Raw genomic sequence first — 14,141 nt, 5'->3', positions numbered from 1 at the left:
AATTTTAACATCGAGCGATATTACAATTGTTTAGTAGGTGATATTTTTGAAGATACGAGAAAACTATACTTGCCCCTTGGAGCTTACCCATGATATTACCAGGGGTAAATGGAAACCAATTATTTTATGGCAGCTTGGCAAAAGGCCCTCTACCTTGGCACAGCTTGAACGGGACATAAATGGCGTGACACAAAAAATGCTCTTAGAACATCTGAATGAGTTGCTGCACGTTGGAGCAATCGCTAAGCACACCTTTGAAGGGTATCCATTAAAGGCTGAATATCGTTTAACAGAGCGAGGAAACCGACTGCTGGAAGCCATTGCTATCATGCAGGAGGTTGGCATCGATCTCATGAAAGAAAATGGAATGGACGACATCTTGAGGGAAAAGGGGTTTATCGATTAACAGTACCCACAAAAAAGTGGGTAATTTACTTATGGCCTTCCTGTCCTTATAATTAGTACAGACGGAGGATCATGAAATGAGAGATGCAGAAAAAACAATTGGACATTTAATTGACAAACAAAAGGTCGCTTTTATAAGCTCCATTGACACTACAGGCTTTCCCAACACAAAAGCCATGCTGCCCCCAAGAAAGCGAGAAGGAATCCAGGTTCTTTATTTTACCACCAATACCTCCTCCCTGCGTGTGGCCCACTATAAAACAAACCCCCATGCTTGTATTTATTTTTGTGATAAACGATTTTTCAGAGGGGTTATGCTAAGGGGCACCATGGAGGTCCTAGCGGATCAGGCAAGCAAGGAAATGATTTGGCAAGAGGGGGATACCATGTATTATCCAAAAGGCGTAACCGATCCCGACTATTGTGTGCTAAAATTCACGGGGATGCAAGGGCGGTATTACAGTAACTTTAAGTCCGAGGATTTTGATATTTAAACGGCAGAAAACAATCAGGCTGAAACGTATAAAAGAAAAAGAGGTGCTGTTCTCCACGGAATAGCACCTCTTTTTCAATTGACATCAATCTTTTTCTCTCTATAAAGAACGGCTCCCGCCGCTGCCAAAGCCGTGACAGCTAAGGCCACAGCCGTGATGATTTCAGGGCCATCAATGCTGCCATGGAAGACTTGCCGGAATAGAATGTTCTTGTCCGAAAGGGCCATATTTACAGTAAGAGCGACAATCGCAGCCACCCCCGTGCCTACCGGAACAGCCTTTATCATCAGGTTAACCAAATTGGCAGAAAACCTGGCAAGGATAAAGGTGAAACAGGCCGCCGCTACCGAACCAACCACCGACAGCCCCGCAAGAATCCATACAAACTGTCCGAAGGTAATATTGTACAGCCACATTTGCCTTTGTTCAATAGCCATAATATGTGCATGCCAATATTTAATCGCCCCATCGGTCAAGAACAAAAAGTACCCGGAGAAAATCAGCACGGTCGAGAGAATAAAAGAACTGACAACTGTGGCAGCAAACTGACACCTCAGGATGCTGCGTCCCTTGTGAGACGAATATTGCAGCAGGTTTATTTTTTGCCAGCGATCCGTTGTAAGAAGGGGTGCAATAAGAATCAGAACCGCAAACACCGAAAAAACAGCAGCGATAGCCGCATATTGAGAAAAAGCTGGGCACAACTCATAGTGAATCAGGTTGGCATTGCGCATTATGGCCACCTGTTGCGTACTGCGACTCACAACGGGATAGGAATTGTATTGAGTGTAATTGTCAAGATTATCTTGATACTCAACATATCGGCTCTCCAGTGTCTCCAAGTTGCTCAATCGCATGTAAGGAGAGAGGTACCATTCGTCCAGGGTTATATCCTCATACCAATTTTCCAGTTTTTCCTCCATCTGTCCAACCTTTTTCCACAGTTTTTCCGCTTCTTCATAGGGGATATCCGAACTAGCCAGCTGCCTTAAGGCTATAAAATCCTCATAATTTTGAATATTGTTTTCAGAGAATATTGGTTCTTGGGCAATGATGCTGTTCATCTCCAGGATTGCTTTCCTTTTTTTCCCAGGAAGATCAAATTCGGCCAGTTCATCCGCTTCAAGGGTTTCACCATACAGGTCGAACATCTCAGCCTGATAGGCTCCATAAATGCCGTGGGTCGTCAGACTGTCGTATCCATCAATAAAATCGTACATAAGCGCAAACCAGACAAGTATGGCCAGAGCAGCTATGCCCGCCAGTATGCGCCAGTTCCATAGCTTTTTTAATTCACACATAAAGATTCTCATAGAAATTCCCTCTTCCTGAAGATTCTAACTGCCGCACCTGACGTAAGCCCTAGTACAGCAAAGGATATAACCAGCCCTATCGTCTCAAAATTAGCCCAGATAATACCTGCATTGCCGTCTGTAAACCATTGGCCACTGTTAAGCACTAGGTTGGTTGGCATAAGGTTTAATATGCTTAAAGAGATCGACCCCATGGAAAACAGCGGCTTCACCAGGAAAGGCAATACAACGGCCAACAGTGCACCAATGCAGGCCCCATAGCTGTTTGGTACGAATAAGCCAATGGTATACCCCATCAGGCAGAAGCAGCTGGCAAGAACAACCGCGGCGCTGATAACCACACCTAAATATTCTCCCACGGTAAAGCTATGCCACGTGACAAAAGGAATAGTATAGGAGTATGCAGCAAAATTAAAAGAGCTGGATACGTTATCCCCCCATACCTTGGAAAAATCAAACTTCGCAAAAAACACCACGAGAGTCGCCACCAAAATCATAGCGGTGGAACAGATTGCCGCCAGCAGCGAAGCACAAAACTTACACCTAAGAATGTGCCGTCCCACTTTTGACGAATAAACAACATATTCGGTTCCCTGCGTCTGCTCATACGTGATGGAAACAAGGGCTGCAAACAAGGCAAGCAGACTGCTCTCGGCTGTAATTGCCAAAAAAATGGTGTTAAACAGCAAGCGGTGAAGCGAATAAGTCCGCTCTCGAAAATAATCAGACAGGCTATCGCCGTTGACAGCTTTTTCGTCGATAATCGGCTGAAGCTTGGCATATTTCCCTCGGATGTGATCAGCGTTACTTCCGGTCACATGGTACTTGGCAATAAATCCTTCCGCGATATCGCCTGCGTCAAAGCCCTCAAAGATATTAACCGCTTGAGAGTCTGACTGAACAGGGTTGTCATCGTCATAGATTCCTATTAACGCCATATTGAAGATGAGGCAGAGCAGAACAACACTGAGGATTGCAGGCGTAAACAAGATTTTCTTAATCTCGTATCGAAATACACACTTCATTGCACAGCCTCATCTCTGTAGATGTAAAGGAATACGTCTTCCAGGTTAACAGGCACCTGATGAGCAACCTCCCTACAATCCCTGTCACAAGCAAAGCGGGTGACAGTCCTTCCCTCCTCCTGATGTTCAGTGAGCACAAGATACGGCGCTTTGACAGCGTCCATATGAACAGTCTCATAGACCTTACCTTGCAAGGCAGAGCAAATAGCAGCCGGTGTATCGTTGGCAAATAATTTATGGTCCTTGAGCATAATCACGCGGCTGGCAATGGTTTCAATGTCTGAAACAATGTGGGTGGACAGAATCACAATACGCTCTTTTGAGAGAGAGGAAATGAGGTTACGAAAGCGGACCCGCTCCTTGGGATCCAGTCCTGCGGTAGGCTCGTCCAAAATCAAAATTTGAGGATTATTGAGCATCGCCTGAGCAATTCCAACCCGTTGAATCATGCCCCCCGAAAATTTCCGCATTTTCTTGTCCCTTACATCCGATAAACCCATTATATGGAGAAGCTCCTCTGTCTTGCTCTTTGCCACAGTTGACTCGATGCCCTTCAAGGCAGATATGTACATCAGGAATTCCCGGGGAGAGTGATTTTTATAGTAGCCAAAATCCTGGGGCAGATAGCCCAGCAAGTCCCGATAGCTTGCATCCAGCTTGACAATCTCGTCGCCGTTCCAGAGGATTTCACCCTGGGTGGGAAATATAAGGGTGGCAAGCATCTTGATTAACGTGGTCTTGCCTGCGCCGTTGGGGGCCAGCAGGGCATATATGCCATTGGAAAACTCCAGGCTGAGACTTTCTAAAGCCGTAAACTTGCCATAATTTTTTGTCACATTATTAAGGGATAGCATAAGGTTCCACCTCCGTCAACATCTTCTGAATTTGATAAGCGAGAATAATTGCTCCAGCTGCTGCCACACTGAATGAAAGGGTCATCGGCAGAGTTAAAAGAATTTCCTCCCACGCCTCGCCGAACCGTATAAACAGCGTCAGATTAATAATTACCCACAGGACGGCATAAAGCCCATTTGCCCACTTGCACCGGATAAGACGAACAATCAGAAGCTGAGGCACCGCACATACGAAAAGCGCAAAAAGTCCCAAGGCAAGCAGCGGAAGAAACTCCTCTGAGCCGCGCATATTAATCAGGGCCAGAATCGCCGTGTAAACAGCCCCGGCAACAGAATAGCAAGTTGTCCGAAGGGCAGTAACCTGGCCTGGGGTATAGCGACAAGTCTGTTTCAGTTCATAAAGCCCATTTGCCCGCTCCGCCATTTCTGTAAACACAGCAATCAAAAGATACAAGAGGGGCGCGGCAGAAGCGGTTGCTGAAAAGCGGTAATTGTCAGGTACACTAATCAAAACAACAACGATGACCACCAGAGTCAAGGCTGCAAATATAAGGCCGTAGGCCGTATCCCAAAAGAGGAACTTCCAGCCCAGGGAACGAAAAATATCAACTGCCTGTTCCCCGGCGTTCTTCGGTTTCACTAAACCCTGGTCCAGAATATACTCAATACTTCTATCTTTATTCATCATAATCTGAAAACTCCTTCCTCAAAATATGAATCAGCCTGTAATACGTTGTTTTAGCTGTCCCTTCTGGAATTCCCAAGCCTTCCGCGATCTCCATAAAGGTATAGCCACCGAAAATATGCAGCCGAAAGATTCGCTGGGTATCGCCGGGAAACCTAGCGATGAAATCTTCTACCTTTCTGGCAAACTCGGCATCCTCGATCTGTTTTGTGAAGTCCGTTGCTACCGTCGGTTCAACTTCGTCCAGAGGCAAAACTTTTATCAGTTGTCCAGCGTGGGAGCGAAAGTAGTCTACAGTCTTATTGGTAGCGATTTTATAGAGCCACGTTCGGAATCCCGCTTTTTTCGGGTCATAGTGGGCAATCGTTCTGAGCATAGAGATAAAGCTGCTCTGGGTCAAATCAAGCGCTATTTCTTCGTCGAAAGTCTGCTTGCGAATAAAGCGAAAGATTTCTTCGTAATACAGCCTTACCAGACAGTCGGCAGCTTTGCGGTCACCCTTTTTCTGTATTCTGCGTATCAAGCATTGTTCGTCGTTCACCCCACAGCCTCCTTTCTTGCTTGTCTGTTTATATATTCGTTTGACATGGATTAATAGTTTCAATTTATTTAAAATTATTTCTTATCATACATCCCAAACAGAAGCTATCATCATCTTACTACTTTTAAATCAGTCCGCCTAGAGACATTATGGGTTTAGCTGAACCCAATAGAAAAACAGGGGACGAGTTCTTTTTGAAGAAGAACCCGTCCCCTGTTCATATTTTCAGCATACTGACCCGGAAAGCCACTATACCTTTTTAACGGTCACTTATTTAGCTGTATTTTCTGCAAACCGCATTAGGACTGCGGCCACCTGGGCCCGTGTGGCAAAAGCCTCTGGGCTGAGGGTCTCAGCGGTAGTACCGTTGATTAAGCCCTCGGCACCAGCCCACTGCATTGCAGGCTTCGCCCAGCTATCGATCTTAGCCGCATCGGTGAAGGCTGACAAATCGGCATTTCCGGTAACGTCATACTTCTTATAGCCCGCATAACGATACAGAATCGCTGCCATCTGTTCCCGGCTGACATTGCTATCCACGCCGAAGAACCCATCGCCATAGCCGTCTGCGATACCGTTGGCCGCAGCCCACGTCACGGCATCCGTATACCACTGACCCGCTTTCACATCCTGGAAGTTTCTGGTCCCATCCGTCACAGCAGGTTGCCCCTCCATCCGATAGAGCACCGTCGCCAGCATAGCTCGAGTCATCTCCACTTGCGGACTAAAGGAGCGGTCATTAGTCCCCTTAAATAAATTATTTTTCAGAGCATATTCTACCGCTGTATAGTACCAATCCCCCGTTTTCACATCCGAAAATGGATTCTGCCAGGTCTCTTCATAACCCACTACATAAGCCGAGAGATGATTGGTGGTGAAACGCACCATCCCGGTCGAAGAGTCGTATCGGCAAGAGAGCTTCTCCAGCTTTCCGCTGTCACTCAGATACCAAACAGCAACGCCTTCTGCACTTTCACCAGCTTTCAGCGTGTAAGGCAGTAAAATCGTAATAGTTTTACCGCCGAAGTTACTGATTGGTTTATCACCACTGAGAACAGAGATGTCATACACGGTATTTCCATTTACCAGTTTTTGCTGTTCAGCGGTCAGGGACGATTCCTTGACTGCTTCCATGCTGAATGTGATGGTGTCGCCCAACGCCTGAGAAGAAATAGAAGTCAGTGCATTATTTGGAATGGTTACACTGCCTACCTTCATCTCAATCTTCAGGTCTGCCGACGTATCTTCAGCAATAGAGGCCACAGACTTTCCCTGCAATATTACAACTGCTTTGGAAAGGGTACTGCCAAATGCCGGCTGAATAACGACTTCCAAAGAGCTATTTTTTGACACGGCTTCGATTGCTTGCTTTACCTCCTCGGTTGTAAGCTTTGCGCTGCCCTGCCCCTTTCCATCCATGGAAGCAGACGGTGTCAGCACATTGTCTTTCTGTCCTTGATTTACTGTTTCTTTCGTTGAATGGCTGCCGGAGCTTTTTCCGGAGCTGGTTCCACCAGTAATCTGAACGGGAATACTGTTATCTTTTGCATAGCTGTAAATTGGCGTATCTGCGGATGTCGTCCAAATGGTTGCCTTGTCGCTGGATCGCAGCAAATTCTTGCCAATGGTTGATACACTGGCTGGAATATGGACTGTTTTTAACAGGCTATTGGAAGCTAAAGCATTTTCGCCCAACACCTGAACACCGTTTGGTATAGTCAGGGTCTCCAAGCCTGTCGAGCTGATGGCATAGGTTCCAATCTCTTTTACAGTCCCTGGAATGACAAGGGTTTTCAAGGAAGCACAATCGGCCAGCGCACTCATGCCAATCCGTTCTAAGCCTTCTGGCAGAGTTAAGGATATCAGTCTGTCACTAATGGAAAATGCGCCCTTATCAAGCTCCCGCAGGCTTTTAGGAAGGCTTACTTCCTGTAACTGGCGGCAGAAGAAGAAGGCATAGGTTCCAATTTTTACGGTTCCCTCTTTCACTGAAGCCGAGATACGTCCCCGAGGGCAAAACAGCAGTTCCGTTCCATCGGCAGTATAGAGCAACCCATCATAAGAAGAAAAGTATGGATTGCCTTCTGCCACCGTAACTGTTTTCAGCTGATTGCAGCCCAGAACACTGGCATTTTGCTCAAACACATCACCTGGGTAAGCGCTGCCAAGCGTCTCTAAAGTAGATGGCAACTGGAGACTGGTCAGTGCTGTACAGCTCATAAAGGCTTCTTGACCAATCGTAGTCACTCCCTCCGGAATGATGACTTCCTGCAATCTTACGCAGGCTGTAAAACTGCCTTCACCAATAACCCGCAGGCTGGTTGGAAGCGTAAGAAGCTCCATTCCTTCACACTCATAGAAGGCTCTTCTGCCGATATTCTCCACGCCTTCTGGAAGGTGTACTTCACGCAAACGCCAGCATGTTTCAAAAGCAGATTCTGGAATGGTCTTCAGGCTTCCAGGAATTCGTACATGTTCAAGCTTCTCGCAAACAGCGAAAGCCTCTGCCCCCATCGTTTCCAAACCATCGGGCAGACTTACCACTGAAAGATCTGTGCAGCCATGGAATGCAGACACACCAATTTCTCTTAAACCCGAACCAAAGTTTACTTCGCTGAGATTCTTGCAGGATTCAAATGCACGATCCCCAATAATGGTCAGCGTATCTGGGAAAGAAACGCTGCGGATATTCCAGTTATTGCGGAAGGCCCCCGGCCCAATGCCGATAACAGTCCTTCCATTGACGGTGGACGGAATAACCAAATTGGTATCGTCCCCCACATAACCGGTGATGTACCCCTCTGCATTTAAATTGAAATCGCTGATGGATTCATCTTTTATTACAGTGACTGCACAGTCAACCGATGGCCCATCGGTTGAAAGCGCTCGAATAATTGCCGTACCAGGCTGCAAAGCAGTGACTGTTCCCTCCTGAGAAACGGTCGCCACGCGGCTGTTGGTCGTCTGATATACCACATCCCGATGGGTTGCAGTATCCGGCAGCACCGTAGCCGTCAGCTGACTGGTTTCACGCTGCTTCAAGCTTAAAGATGTTTCATTCAGCGTCAGACTATCAACTTCTATAAATTTACTAATCGGCTGAAAGGTCAACTTACAACTGTCTCCCAGAGCTGCCTGGAGCTGAGACACATAGTTTTGGGCGCTAGAGTTTTCATAGCCGTATACCGTCAGCACCGTCCCGGCAGAAAGGCTGTCCGCTTCCAGAACCGTTTCCGTGCCTAAGAAGCGAATCCACCCTGTCAGTTCATCAAAAGTGTTAGTCGTAATTCCCTTTACCGATGCTGGAATCGTCACGCCCTTTAATGGAGTCTGAGAAAATACCCCAGCGCCTAGCGTGTCCAGACCAGAACCCAGCTTTACAGTTTTCAGCTTACCACAGAAGAAGAATCCGTGGTCACCAATGGTCTGAACCGAATCTGGGATGACAATACTGCTCAGCTTGCTGTTAGCCCAAGCACTTTTGCCAATAGTCAAAAGCGTGTCAGGAAGCTCTACGTGATCTGCCTGGCTGCGGTAGAACGCGTAATCGTCAATCTTAATCGTCCCGCTTTGGACGGTTAACGTTCCAATTTTTCCTGCTGGACAATAAAGGAGGGTCTTGCCATCAGCACTGTATACGACCCCATCCATAGATGAATACACCGGATTGCCCACAGCGATGGAGATATCCATCAAAGCATCTGCTCCTGTATAGGTAATATTTGTCGTATCACAGAACACCGTCGGCACACTGGTTCCCAGCTTAACTAGCGTGGAAGGCAAGTTCAGCGTTTTCAGCCCACTACTGATGCGGAAAGCATTATCGCCGATTTCCGTCACACCTTCTGGAATATCTAACGCAGACAGGCGGAAGCAGTTGTAAAAGGCTCCTGCACCAATGGTTCTCAGATTACCGCTATCTCCAAAAGTAATGGAGCGCAGTCCTGTGCACACATTAAACGCATATGCACCGATGGTTTCCACGGAGGCGGGAATCACCATGCCGCTCAAAAGACTATCTCCATCAAAAGCGCGATCGCCAATACTGGTCACCCCTTCCGGCAGAGAAATAGAAGGCAGCTTTGTGCAATAAGCAAAGGCGGATTCGCCAATAGTTTTCAGCTGGCTGCCAGGAAGAAAAATCACTTCTGTCAGCGCACAGCCATGGAACGCTTCTCGGGAGATAGTTACAACGGTTGCCGGAATGGTCACTTTTTTCAATTCTGGACCTTCCTGCTCACCCTCATGCTCATGCTGGAAAGCACCCGGACCGATTTCTACAACCCCTTCCGGAATCACCAGCTCACTTTTGCTGCCATGGTAAGCCACCAAAACGCCATCCACGATATCAAAGTCTGGATCCACAGGTCCGCTTTCTATTCGCAGTTTAATCTGGCTGGCAAGAGCATAAGCCGCCGCAGCATTGCTCATGCGGTCTGTTACTATAGTTAAATCAGCAGTTCGATTTTCAAATACCTTATCTCCGAAAGTTTGCACACTGGAAGGAATGTACACTTCCTTCAGCAGATTTTCCGATTGAGAAGGCCCCATAAACGCGCCTGCACCCAGCTTAACTAAGGTAGGAGGCAGCGTAACCTCTTCTAATCGGTCCATGCGGGCAAAGGCCTGCGCTCCGATTTCCGTCACACCTTCTGGCACAACCAGACTGGTGACATCTTTGGCCCAGGAGAAAGCGGAGTCTGCAATATAAGTCAGGGTGGAAGGCAGGTGAATTTCGGTCAACCCTTCTTCATATCCCCAGAACGCATAACTTTCTATCCGCTGCACGCCCTCTGGAATTACCAGAATAGAGCCCTTGCACTCGGCAAAACCATAAGGCCCAATAGTTTTGACCGTTGATGGAATTCGATCCACGCCAGTCCAGTTCTCGCAGCCGAAGAAAGCAGAATTCCCTACAGTTTCAAGGCCTTCTGGCAGTTCACAGTCTACAAGCCCCTCACAATATTGGAAGGCATGCTCACCAATCTCCTTCAGCGTGGAGGGGAAGGTGACTTTAGTCAAATCAAAACACATAAAGAACGTGCTGTCCCCGACCTTAACTGTACCGGAGCGCAGATTGGCTTCCGTTCTTCCCCGTGGGCAGAAATAGGTTTCTGTACCAGCCTTATTATACAGCAGCCCATCATAAGCGCTATACTTAGTACTTCCGCTGGCTACAGTGATGGTCTTCATAGCTGTGCTGGCCGTAACTTTCCCGGCCTCTTCAAAGACATCTCCGATATAGCTGTCGCCAAACTGGTTCAGCGAAGCCGGTAGGTGCAATGTTGTCAGCGGGCACTTGAAGAAGGCGCCCTTGCGGATTGTCTCCAATCCTTCTGGCAGATTTAATGCTGTCAGTGCCACGCAGCCAGAAAAGGCATCTGTCCCCAACTCTTTTACCGTCGAGGGAAGGGTCACAGAAGACAACTGCAAGCAGCCAAGAAAAGCTTTTTCAGGAATCTGCTGTATTCCTTCCGGCAACATGATACTAGTCAGTCCGTTACACACAGCAAATGCGCCGCTTCCCAAAGATACAACCCCACTGCCAAAGGTCACAGACTTCAATGCACTGCAACCGTAAAAGGCTTCCTTGCCAATGGTCTTCAAGGAATCTGGGAGCTGTACGGTTTGTATACTGGTTTTGCCAGAAAAGACCCCATCAGCAATTCCTGTAACAGGAGCGCCGTCTACCTGGGAAGGAATGATTAGATTCGTCCAATCGTTTCCAAGGTATGCCGTAATTTCACCTTTTTCATTAACGACATAGTCGCTGCTGCTGGACTTGACTGAAACGTGGCACACGGCAGAGAGCAAGCCAGAAGTCGCGATAATATCGGCCTCTCCCGGTTGTATCCCCGTGATCTTTCCCTTGCTGTCCACCGTTGCCACAGATAAATCACTGCTTCTCCAAGCGATGGCAGGTCCCACAGCTCCTTCTGGCTGAAGGCTTGCTGTCAGGACAAGGGTTTCCTGCCGATCCAGTATGGCTGTAACCTGGCTAAGAAGTAAGCTTTCTGCATCGGCAAAGGTACTAGCCAAGCAGAAGGTCAGCTTGCAAGCGACATTTTTCTCGATTTTTTTAGCGGTTATGTATTGCTCTGCCGTTGAGCCGGGCGTGCCATAGACCTTAATACTTTCATAGTAAGGAATAAACTCATCTGCCAGTTCCGTCTCGCCGTTCAGCAGGCGAATATAAGATCCTCCATATTCAAAGTCAAAAGCATTTTTCCCGATACGAGTCACCGTAGCTGGAATGGTAACCCCGCTAATTCTGCTTTGAGAAAAGGCCGAGTTGCCTATGGTCTGAACCCCTTCCGACAACAGAAGGCTGCGCAGCTGAGAGTTATAAAATGCTGAATCGCCGATGGTTTCTACCGATCCGGGAACCGTCAGCGAAGTGAGAGCCGCACCATAAAACGCATACGACTGGATTTCCTTTACCGTTTCCGGTATGGAAAGCGTTGTCAGCTCATTCTTATTAAACGCATACTTACCGATGACTTCCACCCCATTGGCAAAAGAAATGCTGGTTTTTTTAGCTGGGGAATAGAGCAGCGTCTTTCCATTTCCAGTATATACCATGCCATCTTGGGAGGAATACACCGGGTTTCCCGCTGCGATATGTATGGCCCTTAATTTAGAAGGGGCACTGCTGGAGGTGTTTAAGGAAAACATCAGGCCAAACCAGTCGTTGCTGTTTCCCCAGGTAGAAAGCGATGCTGGCAGCGACATGCTCTCCAGGCTATGCATGTTCACAAATGCCTGGGGCCCGATTTCTGCCACTCCTTCTGGAATATCCAATGCTTGAATACCGGACGCCAGATAAAAAGCTTGCTGGCCAATCTGATTCAAATGACTTTCTGCAGAAAATTTCACCTCTGTGAGATCCGCACAGCTATAAAAGGCCTTATCCGCAATTTTCGTTACACTGCTAGGAATGGTAATAGCGGTTACCTTCTGGTTGGAGGCGAAAATCGGGCTGCTGCCGTTACCAATCACCTGCACCGTATTAGGAATGGTGATTTCCGTATCGCTTCCCGTATAGGCCACCAGAACCCCGCTTTCGATGTCAAACCCGGGTTGCACCGATGCGGAGGACACGGTAACCGTGCAAGAAGCTTTTTTCCCATTGGCAGAAGCCACTTGGATTGTAGCCTCACCGACAGCCACAGCAGTTACGACGCCAGACTGGTTCACAGTCGCCACGGCTTCATTCAGAGATGTCCAGTTCAGTTCTGCGTTGGCGGCACTCTCTGGAAGCACATCAGCAGTCAAGGTGGCCGTTGACCCAGCCGTCAGAGCAAGGGTCTGCTGATTCAGTGCAATACTCTCTACTTCTGTAGGCTGTCCAGCAGAAATCTGTGTCAACACCAGCTTGCAGCTGCTGCCCTTTGAATCCTGGAGTTCCTTCACGTAAGCTTCCGCCGTGGATCCGGCGATACCTTCCACGGTGATAGCATTATAGGAAGGAATAAACCCACTGCTTAGTTGAGTCTCCCCGCTGGAAACTCGGATTGTGGATGCGCCATAGTCTCCTAAGCAGTCAAAGGCCGAAGCACCGACTGATGCTAAAGATACCGGCAAAACAATCCGGGTATCCTTTGGGAAATAACATTCACTAAAAGCCGAAGCGCCAATCTGGGACAAGCCTTCTGCAAAATCAACTGTTTTAAGCTTACTGTTATTAAAAAACGCGCTGGTGCCTATTGTCTTAACCGAGGCAGGTACCAACAAAGATGTAAGCTGAGAACTATCGAAACCATGACTTTCAATGGTCTCCACACTATCTGAGATGATTACCGAAGCAGACGGGAACTTATAAAAGGCATAGCTGCCGATGGACTTTGTCTGATTATCCATCTCATATCCGCTTCCAACGCCGGATGCACAGTAGAGAAGGGTATCTCCCTCTGCATTATAAAGTGCCTGATTGCGGGCACTGTAGACAGGATTTTCTGCTGCCACGGTTACATTGGTCAAGGTCGAAGGCACACTATTTGTGCAAAAGGCCTCATAGGCCCCCTTAGAGCCCCCTAGCTGTGTCACCGTAGACGGAAGAGCAATGGATACAACATCCTTTGCCGCCAATGCCCCCTCTCCTCCAATGGTCTCCACCCCTTCCGGGATTACCAGTTCAGGAATACCTACATTGACAAACGCGCCGTCTCCAATGGTTTTTAACGTTTCTTCCTCAGAAAAATTAATCTGGTGAAGATCTCCCCATCCGCGAAAGGCGCTTTTTTCAATTTTGGTTACGCTGGCCGGAATAGTCACCTCCGTCACAATCACGCCATTGGGTTTTGCCAAAGTGCTTCCGCTTCCGATGGTTTTAACACCATCCGGAATCACCATGTGTGCATCAGTCCCCTTATACTCTGATAACACTCCATCGTCAGAGATAATAAAGTCACCGGCACTTTCAGATTCCGATACTTCTTGAATCGCTGCCGTGCCAGTGATATCTAGTTCTTCGTCGGCAGCATACACCAGAGGCGGGCTGCTCAACATGACGAAAACTGCCAGAATTCCTGACATGGTCGATTTCCAATTAAGCTTCATTCGTTTTCCTTCTTCCTTTCTGTTTATATTTTTTAAGTTAGCTTTAGCTAACCACTAACGGTCAAAATGCCTAGTTAGCGTCAGCTAACCAGGCATTTTCATTATAATTCTCTCTTTTATGCTTGTCAAGAAAGACTTTGAAAATTTTTTCACAATCTGTAATATAAAACTTTCTAGTTTTTATACACCACATCAAGTATTTATACAGTCTCTGATGCACTTGACTTGGCGATTCCTCCTATGGTATGGTTTATTCAAATACACA

The 14,141-nt window shown here is 47.5% G+C and carries 8 protein-coding genes; 2 read left to right on the top strand and 6 right to left on the bottom strand.

Annotated features, from left to right (window positions below; translation table 11 throughout):
• Positions 1 to 46 precede the first annotated feature (46 nt).
• Complete coding sequence (locus Ami103574_RS04120; protein ID WP_163065421.1) at positions 47 to 406, top strand: winged helix-turn-helix transcriptional regulator; 360 nt, start codon at positions 47 to 49, stop codon at positions 404 to 406.
• 76 nt (positions 407 to 482) lie between these two features.
• Positions 483 to 899, top strand: coding sequence for a pyridoxamine 5'-phosphate oxidase family protein (locus Ami103574_RS04115; protein WP_163065420.1), 417 nt, complete (start codon positions 483 to 485; stop codon positions 897 to 899).
• A 74-nt stretch (positions 900 to 973) separates the two neighbouring features.
• Here Ami103574_RS04115 and Ami103574_RS04110 read toward each other — a convergent pair whose 3' ends face one another.
• From Ami103574_RS04110 to Ami103574_RS04085, 6 genes are all read right to left on the bottom strand, one after another.
• The gene (locus tag Ami103574_RS04110) at positions 974 to 2,212 is read right to left on the bottom strand and encodes a hypothetical protein (RefSeq protein ID WP_163065419.1); all 1,239 of its coding nucleotides are present in this window, start codon (positions 2,210 to 2,212) and stop codon (positions 974 to 976) included.
• Entirely contained in the window at positions 2,209 to 3,237 is a 1,029-nt protein-coding gene (locus Ami103574_RS04105) for an ABC transporter permease subunit (RefSeq protein WP_163065418.1), read from the bottom strand. Before Ami103574_RS04105 ends, Ami103574_RS04110 begins: the two co-directional genes overlap by 4 nt.
• On the bottom strand, positions 3,234 to 4,091 hold the full coding sequence (locus Ami103574_RS04100) for an ABC transporter ATP-binding protein (RefSeq protein WP_163065417.1): 858 nt from the start codon (positions 4,089 to 4,091) through the stop codon (positions 3,234 to 3,236). The genes Ami103574_RS04105 and Ami103574_RS04100 overlap by 4 nt, the downstream gene beginning before the upstream one ends.
• On the bottom strand, positions 4,078 to 4,779 hold the full coding sequence (locus Ami103574_RS04095) for a hypothetical protein (RefSeq protein ID WP_163065416.1): 702 nt from the start codon (positions 4,777 to 4,779) through the stop codon (positions 4,078 to 4,080). Before Ami103574_RS04095 ends, Ami103574_RS04100 begins: the two co-directional genes overlap by 14 nt.
• The gene (locus tag Ami103574_RS04090) at positions 4,769 to 5,317 is read right to left on the bottom strand and encodes an RNA polymerase sigma factor (protein ID WP_163065415.1); all 549 of its coding nucleotides are present in this window, start codon (positions 5,315 to 5,317) and stop codon (positions 4,769 to 4,771) included. Before Ami103574_RS04090 ends, Ami103574_RS04095 begins: the two co-directional genes overlap by 11 nt.
• 270 nt (positions 5,318 to 5,587) lie before the next feature.
• On the bottom strand, positions 5,588 to 13,876 hold the full coding sequence (locus Ami103574_RS04085) for a leucine-rich repeat protein (protein WP_163065414.1): 8,289 nt from the start codon (positions 13,874 to 13,876) through the stop codon (positions 5,588 to 5,590).
• Positions 13,877 to 14,141: the final 265 nt, after the last annotated feature.

Origin of the sequence: Aminipila butyrica (genome assembly GCF_010669305.1) — a bacterium.
GTDB classification, from domain to species: Bacteria; Bacillota; Clostridia; order Peptostreptococcales; family Anaerovoracaceae; genus Aminipila; species Aminipila butyrica.
The sequence above is the reverse complement of the archived record's forward strand: the minus strand, read 5'-3'. Positions and strand labels throughout refer to the sequence as shown.

Excerpts from the sequence above, each read along its gene's own strand:
- Ami103574_RS04095 (WP_163065416.1), bottom strand. The coding sequence starts at position 4,779 with ATGATGAATAAAGATAGAAGTATTGAGTATATTCTGGACCAGGGTTTA.
- Ami103574_RS04085 (WP_163065414.1), bottom strand. The coding sequence starts at position 13,876 with ATGAAGCTTAATTGGAAATCGACCATGTCAGGAATTCTGGCAGTTTTC.
- Ami103574_RS04110 (WP_163065419.1), bottom strand. The coding sequence starts at position 2,212 with ATGAGAATCTTTATGTGTGAATTAAAAAAGCTATGGAACTGGCGCATA.
- Ami103574_RS04115 (WP_163065420.1), top strand. The coding sequence starts at position 483 with ATGAGAGATGCAGAAAAAACAATTGGACATTTAATTGACAAACAAAAG.
- Ami103574_RS04105 (WP_163065418.1), bottom strand. The coding sequence starts at position 3,237 with ATGAAGTGTGTATTTCGATACGAGATTAAGAAAATCTTGTTTACGCCT.
- Ami103574_RS04100 (WP_163065417.1), bottom strand. The coding sequence starts at position 4,091 with ATGCTATCCCTTAATAATGTGACAAAAAATTATGGCAAGTTTACGGCT.